Origin of the sequence: Paenibacillus sp. J45TS6 (assembly GCF_018403285.1) — a bacterium.
In the GTDB taxonomy this organism is placed as follows: domain Bacteria; phylum Bacillota; class Bacilli; order Paenibacillales; family Paenibacillaceae; genus Paenibacillus.
The window spans coordinates 473,009-488,088 of the sequence record NZ_BOSJ01000002.1; the positions used below are offsets into that span (position 1 = coordinate 473,009).

The window sequence follows — 15,080 nt, forward strand, 5'->3', positions numbered from 1 at the left end:
AGGGTTAACCACTTTTTACTTCGTCTCCAGCATCCTTACTTCCCCTGTACTCAGTTTAACAGTCCACACAGGGACAAGTTTCATTCCTGCCTCCGTTGGCAGTGGATGATAAGCGGGGTATACACTAACCACATCCGTATCTCCAGCGGCTTCTTTGATCTGCTGTTCCAGTTCTTCCCCATAAGGAAGCTCTACCATCTGCTTATCGATCTCTTCTCCCTCTCTTAAATAGAGCAGGGAACGTTCGTAAGTAGCGACAGACTCTTTCTGCACATCAAGATATATATGCTCAAATCCATACTGCGGCAGATCCAGGATCTGATAGCTGTCATAATAGGGAAGCAAATTGATCTCCGTACTTTGATTCTCCGTATTCATTGTAAGCCGGTAGGTCCCGTTAAAACCGCCATATTGATTCACAAAATCAACCGCTGCAAGCACGTCCTTCGTCCGGTCTACTTCACTCGTCAGCACAGCCGCAGGGTCATTATAACTGATCCAGCGCTGGTTATATTTCACCTGCAAACTTCGCTTGCTGTCTGTATAAATTTCCGATCCATCTTTCTCCTGAATATTTCGCGTCATACTTGGGTCAAAGAATAGACTGCGCTGCATTTGTTCTACCGTATACTGACCTGTTGGAATCTCTACTTGGAGTACTTCGAGCGGTTCTTCTGGAATATAGTATCCGGCCTCAGTTAGCTGATAAGGAGTCCAGCCCGTCCCAAAATCAACATGCTGCAATACATCCTGTACCGTTAAATCCACATCCGACGCCTCATAAACGACATCCCCCCGCGCGCTGAAGAACAGAGCGTGTACCTTCGGGTCCTTATCGGTAGTATAGATCCAAATCTTATGAATCGTTTCCGCCTGAAAAAGAGAATCCGGATCAAGCTGCATAACTCGCTGCAATAGGGATACAGGTATACCGCCATCAAATGACAGCTCAATGCCCGGATGCTTCTTCTTCAGTTCCTCCCAATCCGCAGAATCTACGCTCTGCCTTTCAAAATTTCCAAAATTACGGCCTTGGAGCCGTGAATAGATGAGCTGATAGAAGGTGGATTCCGGATAAAAAATCGTATGCTTATCCTTTCCCATATGAATAATCATCTGATCAGGAAATAATAGATTCTCCACTCGCTTTTCCTGACCCATATTCTCGGTCTTGATGTAGTTTGATTCACTATTCACGATGGAGTAACTTCCGGGCAGACGGTAAATAAGAAAATAGCTCTGAACAAGACTGGCTGTGATCAGCAGTACTAATACCGTGTTTTTCAGACCTTCCTTCATGAATAGCCCCTCTCTTCCTGTACAAGAGGCAGAATGAACGTAACTCTTGTTCCTTTTCCAAACTCAGACTCAAGTTCAATGTCCCCGCCATGTGCTTTGACGATTTCCCGGGCAATCGATAAACCGAGCCCCGTACCGCCCATACTGCGGGCTCTTCCCTTTTCAACACGATAGAATCTTTCGAAGATACGTTCAATATCTTTTTTAGGAATGCCGATCCCGGTATCCTCAACCGATATAGCTACCCCTTTTTCTACAAGGGAAGCAGCCAAGGTGACACTTCCTCCCTCATTTGAGTATTTGAGGGCATTGGATACCAGATTATCGAGAAGCTGATCGATCTGATCCCGATCCATGGGTACTTCCAGAACTCCCCGCTCTACAATAACTGCAATACTCATCTGCTTCTGCTGCATCTGGAATGAGAAGCGATCCGCCACCTCTTCCAGTACATCGATGATTGGAGTAAGCTGCTTACGCAGAGGGGCTTCACTAGAATCAAGCCTTGACAGATGAAGGAGATCGGTAACCAGTCTGATCATCCGCTCCGTTTCATTTTGGATTACCCCAACAAAACGTCCTCCTAGTTCAGGATCTTCAATCGCTCCATTATCGAGTGCTTCTGCATAGCTTTTAATCGTTGTCAGCGGAGTTCTCAGCTCATGGGACACATTGGCCACGAACTCACGCCGTGATGCTTCCAGCTCTTCCTGTTCCGTCACATCCTGAAGCACAATAATGGTGCCTGTTCCGCCATGCCCTCGCCGATGGACAGGGGTGAACGTCACACGAATCACGAGTGATCCATCCTGACCATGGGGATGAATTTGCAAAAGCGTAGAAGCTGTAATGCCGCTCAGCATCGTCTCCGCTTCCTCCACATCAAGTCCGAGCAGGACAGCAAAATGCCTTCCGGTCATTGCAGATTCTTCGACGCCCAGCATGAGACTGGCACGTTTATTCACTAGAATAATACGTCCAAGTTCGTCCGTAGCGACAACCCCGTCACTCATATTAGCAAGAATAGAGGACAGCTTTTCTTTTTCCTCTTCGTTCTCAGATAGTGCCGTTCGTAAACGGCTTGTCATATAATTAAAAGCTTTACTAAGCTGCCCGATCTCATCGGTTCCATGCACTGGCATTTTGGTGCGGAAATCCCCTTCCGCCACGGCATTTGCCTTTCGTGTTAGTTCCTTGATCGGGGCCGTAATGGTATGTGATAGAATGACACCGAGCACAGCAGTTAGACCAAGCGCGATCATGACTCCGGATATAAAAATATTATTGATCCGCTCCATTGTTGTGTATAATTCGTTCATCGAAGCCGCAATATAGACAGCACCGACGATTTTCCCTCCGGAGGAGACAGGCTTGGCTACTACTTTTTTACGTACATTATCTTCATCAATCACATTTTCTTCATTATCCCGAATCCCTTGCAGTGCACGGCTGACCACGGTTTGTGTATTTTTACGGCCTATGTAATTGTTGTGCGAGCTAAGGGTTGTCGTCAGTACACGACCACTTGCATCAAGTACTTGAATCTCTGCACCGCTAATATTAAAAAGGTTATTAACCAGTGTCCCTAGACTTTCGGTTCGTTCTTCACCGGCATCACCGTCTCCGGTTACGAGTGTCTCCGCTACAAGTACAGACAGCATTTCTGCACGTGCATGCAAATCTTCTGTAAAATTGCTGGTCAGCGACGTTTTCATCGCACTAACAAAGTAGACACCAATCAGCTGCATTGCTACCAGAATGAGAAGTACGTATACAATAATCAGTTTGGCTTGGACAGTACGAAAAAAAGAAGTCCACTTCATCTACAAAACTCCGCTCTTTGAACCTCGAATCAAATAACCAAGTCCCCTGCGTGTCACAATTGTTTCCGGTTTGCTTGGATTTTCTTCAATCTTCTCTCTCAGGCGCCGAATCGTCACATCCACTGTCCGCACATCACCAAAATATTCAAACCCCCATACCGCCTGCAGCAAATGTTCTCTCGTCATCACTTTGCCTGCATTTTTGGCCATATAATAGAGCAGTTCATATTCGCGGTGGGTCAGATCAAGCGCTGCTCCGCCTTTGTAAGCCGTATACATATCTGTATCAAAATAAAGATCATGTAACTTCAGCCCCTGCGGTTCTTCTGCCGAAGATGAGGAATCCACTTGAATTTGTGGTTTTTGTTGTCTGCGCATCTGCGCTTTTACCCGGGCCAGTAGCTCTCTTGTGCTAAATGGTTTCGTGACATAATCGTCCGCTCCCAGTTCAAGTCCTAACACTTTATCAATCTCCGAATCTTTAGCCGTCAGCATAATAATGCGGGTTTCAAGCTGCGCTCTTACTTCCCGGCAGACATCCATTCCGTCCTTACCTGGGAGCATTAAATCCAGCAAAATTAAATCCGGTTGTTCAGACAATGCAAGTTCTACAGCCTGTATGCCGTCAAAGGCACAAGTAACCTGATATCCCTCTTTCTCCAGGTTAAATTTAAGGATATCTGCGATTGGTTGTTCATCATCCACTACGAGAATCTTTCCTTGCATACAATCGCTCCGCTCCAACGTTTATTTTGTGAAAAAGACCTCGGTCTCGTTTATCTGCTTAATACGATCTATTTTAACACACCTAAACCGGCAGATTCACTAGGTGAAAAGGTCTCCTTTCTCACATAAAAAAGCATGATCTGTCTCTATACAGACCATGCTTTCCTATTTTACGGCAGATATTTCATTGGATTCTGCGCAACACTGTCTTTTTTAATCTCAAAATGAAGGTGTGTACCTGTCGAGCGACCGGTATTTCCCATCACACCGATGATTTCACCTTTCTCAACAATCTGGCCTACTTTCACATCGATGCTGTTTAAGTGTCCATACACGGTTTCGTAGCCATTACGGTGATTAATAATAATGACGTTACCATACCCGCTTTGCTGTCCGGCAAAAGTAACGACTCCCTCGTCTGATGCTTTAATCGAACGATCTCCGACAAGGTCAATTCCTTTGTGCTGTCTTCCCCATCGTTGTCCAAAACTGCTGCTTATGACCGCATTCGATACGGGCCAGGTAAACACACCACTGCCTTCCCCGGTAACTTTCGTTCCCTGTATTACAATCTCAGTTACCGAAGCTTCCAATACTTCTTGTCCAAGCCATTCTTCTTTAACGACTTCGCCATTCTCTTTGGTAATCCGGTAGCTCATTTGTTTTCGTCCTGTTTTCCCTTCACGGACTACTTTGGTTACTCCTGATTTAAGCTCGTCGCTTTTGCGAACCTCTACCTGTGGTTCGGTAATGACTTCTTCAACCACATGTTCTACCGTTGTTACCGTAAGTGCTGTTCTCAGTGCAAGTAGATTGATCTGTTGTCCGACCTTAATGAAGTCATTTTTAATGTCTGGGTTAAGGGAACGAATCTCAGCTAGTGTCATTTGGTGAGTCTTAGCTATGGAGGATAAGGTGTCGCCTTCCTTAACCTGATAAGGAAACTCTTCTTCCACTCCTTCGGTAAGAAGCTTTATTGCTTCCTCTTCTGTTAACACTTTATTTGGGTCAGCTGTCACTTCTTCAACTGCTACTTCTTCCTTAAGCTGTATAGAAGCGAGTGTAACCTGCTCTTCTTTGGCCTTCGATGTCTCTTCTTCTGACGAAGTAAAAGCAGCGACCGATTTCACTTTTAACCCCGTATCTAAAGACTCAGCCTTTGCCTCCGCCGGAATATACATATCTTTTACGCGCTCCAGAATCTGATCCGCTGTTTCCTGATCTTTTACAATCGCGATCACTTTGTCTCCTATTTTAAGTTCAGCGCCTTCTGCATAAGCCGTAATCATTCCATCTAGCTTAGCTAGCGTTTCTTCTGTGGTGATGCTTACCGGCTTACTCGTACGGATCTTCTCAAGCGAGATCGCCTCTGTATTCAGCTTCATAGTAACATCGGGATATTTCTTCTCATATTCCTGTTTCTTCTGATCGTATAGCGAGAGCAGCTCTTCTTCACTAGATAAGGTACCAATCAGTTCATCCTTCACATATACGTTGTAATACGGAGTCGTGAGTAACTGATGACCTGCAAATCCTACAGATATCATCATAAAAAAACCTGCTGCAGTAAGCAAAAACCATTTGCGCGGTTTCATAAAAATCTTTTTAGTTATGGAAACCGATGTATTCGTGTTGTCTTTCGAACTGCTCATGATTCTCTCCTTTATTCTTACACGCCTTAGGTATGATGGTTATTGTCACCGGTGTATTATTTGTTATTTATGACATACTTATGAGTCATTTCATTCAATTTCATAGCTGAACTTCATATTTGTGTAAAAGTGTCAAAATTTTAACCTTTTATACACTTGTATACTCTACCACAGGTTTTCCTTCTCTAGCAACACGGGAAAACATGCCAAAAACCCGCGACAAGCGCGGGTTTCCTGAACTTTCCTCTATTGTTCTGGCGTCAATATGGCCATAAGCTGCTTATACTCATCTTCCGTAAGGTACTTCGCTATCACCTGTTCCATATCTTGCAGTTCTTGTTCTGTAATGCCGTTTTCCATATTACTCGCTATCAATTGCATCTCATCGGTTGGTATTTTGTTCATCAACAAATCAAAAACCTCTGTCTTTTCTTCATTCGGAATGGTGTCCTTATATTCAGCCATAGCATCTTGTGACATAACCACAGGGTCCTTTGTTTCTTCTGGATTTTCCGTACCTTCATCAGGACTTTCCGCTAAATCAGGGGCTGAATCCTTCCCACCACTCAAACTTTCAGGTGAGTTACTGCTCTGTTTTTTCGCTGTGTCATCAAGTGTTTTTTTCTGCTCCTCTGTACTTTCACTCGTATTGCTAGAGTTCATTCCTAAAGCACCTTGAAAAATAGAAGTTAGGCCTGTCGGTTGTCCCTCCCATGCGATATTAAAACTAGATAGCAGAGATTCTACATAAGATTGCACAATAAGTCCTGTTGTCAGCAATGTAAGTGTGCTTACCAGCATGACCGTTATTACTATTTTTCCGCACCATTTCAGCCATCTCATGATTAAAGGCCTCCTACTGATCAATTCACTTTCCTCCCTGCCCCTCTTTAGAGAAGTAGGAATCATAGAAGTGTATAAAATCAGTATTGACGCATGTGGCTCTATTCTATCCTTATTTTTTTATATTTTACTAGGGATAAGAATAAGTTTTACTTCGAGCACAAAAAAGCCCTCGACTTCACACCTACCTAATTAAAGGTAGATGGAAGACAAGGGCATCTATTTAGATTATCGACTCTCCCCAATTAGAGGCAAGTCCATGTTCTATTTTATATTATTCGTAAATTGGCAGAATCTGATTGGTTTGCTCACGGTTACGACCTACGGAAAAAATAGCAATTGGAATTCCTGTCAGTTCAGACACACGGGTTACATAATTGCGTGTATTTTCGGGAAGGTCTTCTAATTTCTTAGCTGATGTAATATCTTCGCTCCAGCCTGGCATCTCTTCATATACGGCTTCACATTCAGCCAACATTTTCAGGCTAGCCGGATAATGAGTAATGAATTCACCGCGATATTTGTATCCTACGCAGATTTTTACAGTATCAAGACCTGTAAGCACATCTAAAGAGTTCAAGGATAAGCCAGTGATTCCGCTGACACGGCGCGCATGACGTACAACAACACTATCGAACCAGCCCACACGGCGTGCACGACCTGTTACCGTACCATACTCATGACCTTTTTCACGAATATAGTCGCCGACTTCGTTATTAAGTTCGGTTGGGAAAGGTCCATCGCCAACACGAGTTGTATACGATTTAGCAACACCAATAACCTCTTTAATCTTAGATGGTCCAACGCCTGAACCAATACATACACCGCCTGCAGACGGGTTAGAAGAGGTTACGTATGGATAGGTACCTTGGTCGATATCGAGCATTACCCCTTGTGCACCTTCAAACAATACCCGTTTATTCTCATCAATAGCATTGTTAAGAACAACGGATGTATCGGTCACATAAGGACGAATAAATTCAGCATACTCGAGGTATTGCTTCAGAATTTCTTCTACATCAAGCGGCTCTGCACCGTACACTTGCTGAATTACTTGGTTTTTCTCTTTGACCATATGACGCAGTTTCAGTTCAAATTCCTCTGCATCCATGAGGTCCGCAATTCGGATCCCGTTACGAGCTGCTTTGTCCATGTAAGCCGGACCGATCCCTTTACGCGTCGTACCAATTTTATTTGGACCTTTACGCTCTTCCTCAAGTTCATCGAGAACCATATGATATGGCAAGATGACATGAGCACGATCACTAATAACTAAGTTCTTCGTAGAGAATCCATTATCATGTATATACGTAATTTCTTTAATTAGCGCCTCCGGGTTTACAACCATACCGTTCCCAATGACACATGTTTTATCTTCATAGAAAACACCGGATGGAATTAAGCTGAGCTTATATTTCTTATCGTCAATCAGGATTGTATGACCTGCATTATTACCTCCTTGGTAGCGAGCTACAACTTCCGCACTTTCCGCCAAATAATCGGTAATTTTGCCTTTGCCTTCGTCTCCCCATTGTGTCCCCACAACGACTACTGTTGACATATTCATTCCCCCGTAAATGTAAATTACAAACTTTGTTTATTATATTCACTTGGCATTGGTGTCTTCATTCATAGTATTCGTAGCTGTCCATGAACAATTCATAAAACGTCAGAGTAGTAAAAAACCTGCGTTACTTCATTCTTCACGTTACAGATCATTAAATCTGTACGCTTGCTGCTAAAAGCAGCAATTCAAGTTTACCAGTCGCCCAAAGCAAAGTCAAACATAAAAACGAACAATTATACATAACTTAAATATATTGTTCGGGAATAGGAGTGGTTGTCCAAAAAAAATCCACTGTCCAGTGCAAAATAACACTAGTCAGTGGATCTCTTATCCATCTATCTTACAAATCCAAATGGATTACCCAGCAAAGGCATCCGCATGAACTCGCTCATAGTTTACGAACTTATTAAAGTTTTTCAAGAATACGAGTTCAACGGTTCCCACCGGACCATTACGCTGTTTAGCAATAATGATCTCGATAATATTTTTCTTCTCAGTATCCTGATTATAGTAATCATCACGATACAAAAAGGCAACAATATCAGCATCTTGCTCGATGGAACCTGATTCACGAAGGTCACTCATCATCGGACGTTTATCCTGCCGCTGCTCTACACCACGGCTAAGCTGCGAGAGCGCAATAACAGGAACGTCTAGTTCACGAGCAATTTGCTTTAGTGTACGAGAGATTTCGGATACTTCCTGCTGACGGTTCTCGCCGCTCTTGCCGCGCCCCTGAATCAGCTGGAGGTAATCGATCACAATCATACCGAGGCCCTTTTCCTTTTTAAGACGGCGACATTTAGCCCGAATATCCGCAACGGTGATTCCTGGTGTATCATCAATGTAAATCTCTGCTTCTGATAAAGCAGCAATCCCCATTGTCAGCTTGGACCAATCGTCGTCACCTTTAAACTCCCCGTTACGCATGACATTCGCATCGAGGTTAGCTTCTGCACAGATCATCCGCTGTACCAGCTGAGCGGCTGACATCTCGAGACTAAAGATAGCTACCGTCTCATTTGCTCTTACCGCTACGTTCTGTGCGATGTTGAGGGCAAATGCCGTCTTCCCTACAGAAGGACGTGCCGCAACGATGATGAGGTCATTTCGCTGAAAACCACTCGTCATTTTGTCCAAATCCACAAAGCCGGAAGGAATCCCTGTTGTATTCCCCTTGTTCTGATAAAGGGTCTCTACTTTATCAAACACTTCCATGAGCACATCTCTAATGGCGATAAAGCCGCTGCTAGAACGGCGATTGGAAATCTCAAGGATTTTCCGTTCGGCATCACTAAGCATTCCTGACACATCTTCTCCGCCAGCATACCCTTCACTTACAATGGTAGTCGCTGTTCGAATCAGTCTGCGGAGCATCGATTTTTCTTCAATAATCTGCGCATAATAATCCACGTTAGCCGCTGTTGGAACAGCTTGAGCCAATTTTGCAAGGTAACTTACCCCGCCGATATCCTCAAGCTGCCCTTTATCCTGCATAAGCGAGGTGAGCGTAATAAGGTCAATTGGCTGGTTATCTTCACTAAGCTGAATCATGGATTCATAGATTAACTGATGAGACTTGTCGTAGAAATCTTCAGTCGATACCCGCTCCATAGCGGTAATCAAAGCCTCTGCTTGTAAAAGAATAGCACCTAGAACGGCCTGCTCTGCTTCAAGGTTTTGCGGTGGAACCCGGTCGAAATAAATCTCGCCGCCCATCTTATTCCTCCGTCACTTGGACCTTGAGCGTGGCTTTGACATCCGGATGGAGTTTGACACTCATCTTTGTAACCCCAAGGGTACGAATCGGTTCATCCAGCTCGATTTTCCGTTTATCAATCTTATAACCTTGCTTGCCCAGTGCTTCCGCGATCTGTTTGCTTGTAATGGCACCAAACAATTTACCGCCTTCACCCGCTTTTGCTTTCAGTTCCACCGTTAAAGTCTCCAGCTTTTTACCGAGTGCTACAGCTTCTTCTTTTTCTTGCTGTTTACGTTTCTCTTCCGCAGCATTTTGGTTTTCCAAAACTTTTACATTACCTTCTGTTGCCGGACGTGCAAGTCCTCTTGGCAGCAAGAAGTTTGATGCGTAACCTTCAGACACCTCTTTAACTTGACCTTTTTTCCCTTGACCTTTTACATCTTTTATAAAAATGACTTTCATTCGAACAACCCCTCTTCCTTCTCGATTTCAGAAAGTACATCTAACAAACGTGATTCTGCCTCTTTAATCGGCATGTCTAGCTGAACAGCTGCATTCGTTAAATGACCGCCGCCTCCAAGTCGTTCCATAACAACTTGAACATTCATTTTACCAAGAGAACGGGCACTGATGCCAATTAATCCATCCGGACGTTCACTAACAACGAAAGAAGCAACGACATCGGTCATATTAAGTAATGAGTCTGCCACCTGTGCAATGAGCAGCTGTGAAATAATCTGTCCTTCTTCCGTAACAGCTACTGCAATATGCCCATGAATCATTTTAGCATGTTTTATGATTTCTGCTTTCGCAATATATTCCTGGAGATCCTCTTTGAGCAAACGTTGCACTAGAATGGAATCCGCACCAGATCGTCTTAAGTAACCTGCGGCCTCAAACGTTCTTGAACCTGTATGCATTGCAAAATGTTTCGTATCCACCGTGATACCTGCCAGCAGTGCCGTGGCTTCAAGTGGTCTGAGCTGTAATTTATCATGAATATACTGTAATAGTTCTGTGACGAGTTCAGCGGCTGAGGAGGCATACGGCTCCAAATAGATCAGCACTGCGTCATTAATAAATTCTTCTCCTCTGCGGTGATGGTCGACCACCACTACACGAGAAGCCTCTTGTACAAGTCTAGGTTCGATCGTCATGGATGCTTTGTGTGTATCGACGACGACAAGCAAACTGTGCTCTGTGATCATCTGCTGCGCTTCTTCCGATGTAATAAACGAAGCACCGATCTCCTCGTCCTTATACACCTGATCCATTAAGCGTTCAATCGAAGGATTGGATTCATCGAGCACAATGTATGCATCCACATGATATAGATTAGCAGCTTTCCATATCCCAATGGAAGCGCCGATCGCATCCATATCTGGGATTTTGTGCCCCATAATGAAGACCTGGTCACTTTCTTGCATGAGATCACGCAGCGCATGAGCAATAACCCTTGCTCTCACACGGGTTCTTTTTTCTACGGCATTCGTTTTTCCGCCATAAAAAGAAAGTCGCTGACCCGCTTTAACTGCTGCCTGATCCCCGCCCCGCCCAAGCGCCATATCCAGACTCGATTGAGCGAGTTCCCCAAGTTCACGTATACTGTCCGAACCGTAGGCAAGGCCAATACTGAGCGTCATCGGAACTTTTAAATCTGCTGTCATCTCCCGAATATCATCGAGAATAATAAAACGGCTCATCTCAAGATCCTGCAAGGAGTTATGGTTCAGGATCATTAAATAACGTTCTGATGATAACCGTCTCAGATAGATATTGAAGTCCTTTGCCCAGGAAGTAATCTCACTTGCTGCACGAGCGATTAAAGCAGTGCGCTGCTGGTCATCCATTCCTTGAGACGCTTCATCCAGATTATCCAACATGATAATACCAAGCGCTATTTTTTCTTTCTCATATTTATCCCGAAGTGTTGCAAGTTCAGTTGTCTCATAAATGTAGATCAGTCGCTCTTCTGGATAATGTCTTAGATCATATACTTGTTCATTCATCCGATATTCAAATTGAATATCATGAGGATGATCCTTATGATGATCTTTCTTTTCTTTCACCTTAAAGGGAAGCTGTGGAAAAAGGGTCATCAGATCATTGCCGATCAGCGTTTTTTCGCCAAACATACGGGAGACAAAGCGATTATTCCACTCTATAGAGCGGTCCTCGCTGTATAGTACAATCCCAAGCGGCAAGTTACTGACAACTTCTCCTTCTACCCTTTTAATGCGTAAGTTCAATCCGCCAATATATTGATTCAGTTCTCTCCTGAAATCAAGTTCAGCTTTGACCATTACGAAACCAAGAATCGCCACAAGGACAAGACAAACAAGACCAAGCGGCCAATTATAGGCAACGAGAAATGCATCCAGAATGAGTAATAGAGCAAACGCCCAGACGGTCTGGTATCCGTGCCAGCGTTTTAAAAGAAATTTAGGCATTAAAATTCATCCTATCGTTTTGGTCTGGAAATGGCTTCACGGAGTGGAAAAGCAAGGTCAATAATCCCGATAATCCGCATGGGTCCAATCAGAACCGTCGCTACTGCAAGCAAGAAGGGCAGTATAGGATGCCATTTTTTTGTATGAGCAACATAGAAGAAGAAGCCGACGGCTTGAATCATAAAACAGAAATTAATCAGCGGAACGAAATTAAGAGCAATCATCGTCATAAAGCTAGATCCCGAGCCATCTGCAACAAGTTGTAGAATAATACCTATAAAATAATACCAAATTAAAGCTTTTGGTAATCTCCACTCTCGTGCGGGCTTTAGTCTTGGTACATGAACGCCAAGTCGACTAAGCACCGGACGAGCAATAGCATGTGTTATGGATGCCATAATAAAGGAAGTGACAATCAGAGCAAACGGAATCATCTGTACCGTTGTCGTTTTAATACGCTCTGCCATTTCTTCATCTATCACGAGTCCATTGGTGAGTGCATTGTTACCACCGGCTTCGGTCACCGGAGTGAGTGTGAGTGTAACTACATCCTTCATATATCCTTGAAAATCAAACTGAAAAATGGTGGTGCTAATCAGCAGCAACAACAAAAATTCAGCAAGGATCGTACCCGTACCCGCCATAAGTGTATTCAGTGCCGGCTTTTTATTTTTGTAGAAATGTCCCATTACAATCGCTGGTATCAAAAAGAAGATTGATAACAGCAAATAAAAAGGCTCTACAATGAAAGCAATCAGAGCCACGGGGATAATGTGCCAGCAGAAAGCTTTTAAGCTCAGTGAGCTATACAGAATCACCCCAGGCAAAATAATTAAAAATACACTAATAGCTGTCAGCGGCGGAGTCAGTAATGATAACAAAAGCACAAGATATACTAAACTCCATATAGCTGTTGACCAGCGAAATTTCAAATGTTTTCACCTCTTACGCATATGATCTTCGAGAGCAGAAATATCTTTATACCAGTCTTCAAGCTGGTGACCTTCCTGTTTGTGTTTTTTCAGCTTCTCGATGAGCAGATCATCCATATCTTTAAAAGAAATCCCAAGCCTTCTCCCCAGGATGTAACTGCTCATGATGAGACTTGCAAGACTATCGCTGATTCGCGCTGTGCTTCCTTCCCAAAGCGCTTTAAACAAACGTGACACTTGATCCAGCATTTCAGTTTTAAGCCATTCAATCACTTTCGCGCGTTTCGCTACATCCAGTTCTTTTGGCATGCTCATGATCGTCACACTCCCGTGAAAAGCTTTATTCTCCATTATAGCATAAAAGGGAATATCCATAAAAAGGACTGCTCGGAATCTCCTGTATCAATAATGAGACCTTTTCCTCTATTTTAACCTGAATTCGTATTAAGCGATTCTTTCTCCACCATATTTTCACAATATTCAATAATTTGACTGCGACGTACAATCCCGATAAACCGATCCATATCATCGACGACCGGTACGAAGTTTTGCGCTTTTGCGAGATTAATTAAGTCACCCATGTTCGCATTAATGGAAACCGGTTTTATATTTACTCGGAGGGGCACATCCTTAAGGTAAAATTTTGAAGCGTTTTCAAATGTAATCTCTCCCTTGGAATTCTTCATATGCCATAGAAGATCTCCCTCTGTTACCGTACCTTTATACTTTCCGTCTTTGGTCAAAATAGGGACTGCAGTAAAGCGGTGATATTCCATCCGTTCAAGGGTCTGTCTCAGCGTTGCATCCGAGGTAACTGTTGCTACCTCCTGTTTGGGCAGCAAGAAAAAAGCAATATTCATAACTAAACACTTCCTCCTTATGTTAAGGCAATAGTTAAGTATTTGTATCTCTTACATATTGCGGGTTTACTTCTTACTTACTACCATTATATTCTCATAACACAACAAAATCAGCACCAGACTTAAAGAAATAATCGTCCAGTGCTGATCTTCTGTCCACCTATTCTGTATCTTCACTCTTTATATCGTCCGTGTTCGGTTTCATTAACGTCTCTGCAGTCGTATTTGGATCGAGCCAGTTATTAATCAGCTCTTTAGCATACGCCAGATAATCTTCATCTACGTCATCATAGAAGATTCCATTCTTTCTTACCCCTTCACCCATAATAGTGAAACTAGAAATTTCAGGGTTGCTCTGCGTAAGAACTTGTTTAGCTAGGTCGATAATAAAAGAAGGCTGCATATTGGTTTGGAAGTTATCTCCCATAATATCAAACAGTTTAGGTATATTCGAAATTTGGCTAAGACTCAGCATTTTGTTGGCAACTGCATTTAAAAAGATCTGCTGACGCTTTGTCCGGTTGAAGTCACTGTCTTCGCGATAACGAATGTAATAAAGTGCTTCCTCTCCACTATACAGCGGCTTACCGCCTTCAATCGTAAACTGTACGTGATTTGGATTTTTGTTGACGATATCTTCTTCAATCGGAAGTTCAATACCGCCAATTGCGTCGACAACTTCCTGAATGGCTGTAAAGTTAACCGTTGCATAGTAATCAATTTCCTTCTCTAGGAAATTTTCTACGGTGTTAATTGACATTTCCTCTTCCCCAAAGGCAAAAGCATGAGTGAGTTTATCATAATCATCTTCACCGTCATTGTTTGAATCATGCCCTATAATTTGTACATACGTATCCCGGGGAATCGAGACAAGCAGGACTTTTGATTCTTTAGGACGAACCACCGAATAAATAACGGTATCCGAACGACCTCGCGTTTTCTCATAGGGCCTTGCATCCGTTCCTAGTAATAGAACAGAGAATGGTTTCTCTTGATATACTATAGGCTCGGCATTAGCTTCCCCTCTATATGATCTTTCAAGCTGATTTTTAATTGTATCTGATAAGAACAAATCAAATGCTGCAAGAGCTATTTTTTGTCTAAAAGGATAGGCTACCGCGACTAATACAACAAGGGTTACAAGCGTGATCAGTAAACCCTTTTTTTTATTGCGTTGCTTTCTTCTTGATCTAGATCTCATTGGTTCATTCCTTCTCTTAGTATGG

Annotated in this window: 13 protein-coding genes; all 13 read right to left on the reverse strand. The window is 43.2% G+C overall.

The genetic code is table 11. The annotated features are described in order from the left end of the window. Nucleotides 1-15: 15 nt before the first annotated feature. The 13 genes from KJS58_RS04800 to KJS58_RS04860 all read right to left on the reverse strand — a co-directional run bounded on the left by KJS58_RS04800 (nucleotide 16) and on the right by KJS58_RS04860 (nucleotide 15,055). Nucleotides 16-1,299 (reverse strand): YycH family regulatory protein, encoded by a 1,284-nt coding sequence (locus tag KJS58_RS04800; RefSeq protein WP_213530936.1) that lies wholly within the window; start codon nucleotides 1,297-1,299, stop codon nucleotides 16-18. After that, a complete protein-coding gene (gene walK / locus KJS58_RS04805; RefSeq protein WP_213530938.1) occupies nucleotides 1,296-3,122 on the reverse strand; it encodes a cell wall metabolism sensor histidine kinase WalK in 1,827 nt (608 codons plus the stop codon). Before walK ends, KJS58_RS04800 begins: the two co-directional genes overlap by 4 nt. Further along, nucleotides 3,123-3,848 carry a response regulator YycF gene (gene yycF / locus KJS58_RS04810; RefSeq protein WP_213530939.1) on the reverse strand — a complete coding sequence of 242 codons (726 nt, stop codon included), beginning with the start codon at nucleotides 3,846-3,848 and terminating at the stop codon, nucleotides 3,123-3,125. Nucleotides 3,849-4,018: 170 nt separating this feature from the next. After that, nucleotides 4,019-5,500 carry a peptidoglycan DD-metalloendopeptidase family protein gene (locus KJS58_RS04815; RefSeq protein ID WP_213530940.1) on the reverse strand — a complete coding sequence of 494 codons (1,482 nt, stop codon included), beginning with the start codon at nucleotides 5,498-5,500 and terminating at the stop codon, nucleotides 4,019-4,021. Between the two features lie 246 nt (nucleotides 5,501-5,746). After that, complete coding sequence (locus KJS58_RS04820; RefSeq protein WP_213530941.1) at nucleotides 5,747-6,343, reverse strand: hypothetical protein; 597 nt, start codon at nucleotides 6,341-6,343, stop codon at nucleotides 5,747-5,749. Nucleotides 6,344-6,617: 274 nt separating this feature from the next. Continuing rightward, on the reverse strand, nucleotides 6,618-7,904 hold the full coding sequence (locus KJS58_RS04825; protein ID WP_213530942.1) for an adenylosuccinate synthase: 1,287 nt from the start codon (nucleotides 7,902-7,904) through the stop codon (nucleotides 6,618-6,620). Nucleotides 7,905-8,267: 363 nt separating this feature from the next. Next, nucleotides 8,268-9,629, reverse strand: coding sequence for a replicative DNA helicase (gene dnaB, locus KJS58_RS04830; RefSeq protein WP_160035559.1), 1,362 nt, complete (start codon nucleotides 9,627-9,629; stop codon nucleotides 8,268-8,270). Between the two features lies 1 nt (nucleotide 9,630). Next, nucleotides 9,631-10,074: a 50S ribosomal protein L9 gene (gene rplI, locus KJS58_RS04835; RefSeq protein WP_213530943.1), complete on the reverse strand. Its 444-nt coding sequence runs from the start codon at nucleotides 10,072-10,074 to the stop codon at nucleotides 9,631-9,633. After that, nucleotides 10,071-12,062, reverse strand: a complete 1,992-nt coding sequence (locus KJS58_RS04840) for a DHH family phosphoesterase (RefSeq protein WP_213530944.1) — start codon at nucleotides 12,060-12,062, stop codon at nucleotides 10,071-10,073. Before KJS58_RS04840 ends, rplI begins: the two co-directional genes overlap by 4 nt. Nucleotides 12,063-12,073: 11 nt before the next feature. Continuing rightward, on the reverse strand, nucleotides 12,074-12,994 hold the full coding sequence (locus tag KJS58_RS04845) for a DUF2232 domain-containing protein (protein WP_213530945.1): 921 nt from the start codon (nucleotides 12,992-12,994) through the stop codon (nucleotides 12,074-12,076). Nucleotides 12,995-13,000: 6 nt separating this feature from the next. Further along, nucleotides 13,001-13,303, reverse strand: coding sequence for a MazG-like family protein (locus KJS58_RS04850; RefSeq protein ID WP_213531077.1), 303 nt, complete (start codon nucleotides 13,301-13,303; stop codon nucleotides 13,001-13,003). A gap of 119 nt (nucleotides 13,304-13,422) precedes the next feature. Beyond that, nucleotides 13,423-13,854: a CBS domain-containing protein gene (locus KJS58_RS04855; protein WP_160035551.1), complete on the reverse strand. Its 432-nt coding sequence runs from the start codon at nucleotides 13,852-13,854 to the stop codon at nucleotides 13,423-13,425. A gap of 160 nt (nucleotides 13,855-14,014) precedes the next feature. Continuing rightward, complete coding sequence (locus KJS58_RS04860) at nucleotides 14,015-15,055, reverse strand: LCP family protein (RefSeq protein WP_213530947.1); 1,041 nt, start codon at nucleotides 15,053-15,055, stop codon at nucleotides 14,015-14,017. Nucleotides 15,056-15,080 lie beyond the last annotated feature (25 nt).

What these genes read in the sequence shown, in the direction of transcription:
- KJS58_RS04800 (WP_213530936.1), bottom strand. Translation starts at nt 1,299, where the DNA reads ATGAAGGAAGGTCTGAAAAACACGGTATTAGTACTGCTGATCACAGCC.
- walK (WP_213530938.1), bottom strand. Translation starts at nt 3,122, where the DNA reads ATGAAGTGGACTTCTTTTTTTCGTACTGTCCAAGCCAAACTGATTATT.
- yycF (WP_213530939.1), bottom strand. Translation starts at nt 3,848, where the DNA reads ATGCAAGGAAAGATTCTCGTAGTGGATGATGAACAACCAATCGCAGAT.
- KJS58_RS04815 (WP_213530940.1), bottom strand. Translation starts at nt 5,500, where the DNA reads ATGAGCAGTTCGAAAGACAACACGAATACATCGGTTTCCATAACTAAA.
- KJS58_RS04820 (WP_213530941.1), bottom strand. Translation starts at nt 6,343, where the DNA reads ATGAGATGGCTGAAATGGTGCGGAAAAATAGTAATAACGGTCATGCTG.
- KJS58_RS04825 (WP_213530942.1), bottom strand. Translation starts at nt 7,904, where the DNA reads ATGTCAACAGTAGTCGTTGTGGGGACACAATGGGGAGACGAAGGCAAA.
- dnaB (WP_160035559.1), bottom strand. Translation starts at nt 9,629, where the DNA reads ATGGGCGGCGAGATTTATTTCGACCGGGTTCCACCGCAAAACCTTGAA.
- rplI (WP_213530943.1), bottom strand. Translation starts at nt 10,074, where the DNA reads ATGAAAGTCATTTTTATAAAAGATGTAAAAGGTCAAGGGAAAAAAGGT.
- KJS58_RS04840 (WP_213530944.1), bottom strand. Translation starts at nt 12,062, where the DNA reads ATGCCTAAATTTCTTTTAAAACGCTGGCACGGATACCAGACCGTCTGG.
- KJS58_RS04850 (WP_213531077.1), bottom strand. Translation starts at nt 13,303, where the DNA reads ATGCCAAAAGAACTGGATGTAGCGAAACGCGCGAAAGTGATTGAATGG.
- KJS58_RS04855 (WP_160035551.1), bottom strand. Translation starts at nt 13,854, where the DNA reads ATGAATATTGCTTTTTTCTTGCTGCCCAAACAGGAGGTAGCAACAGTT.
- KJS58_RS04860 (WP_213530947.1), bottom strand. Translation starts at nt 15,055, where the DNA reads ATGAGATCTAGATCAAGAAGAAAGCAACGCAATAAAAAAAAGGGTTTA.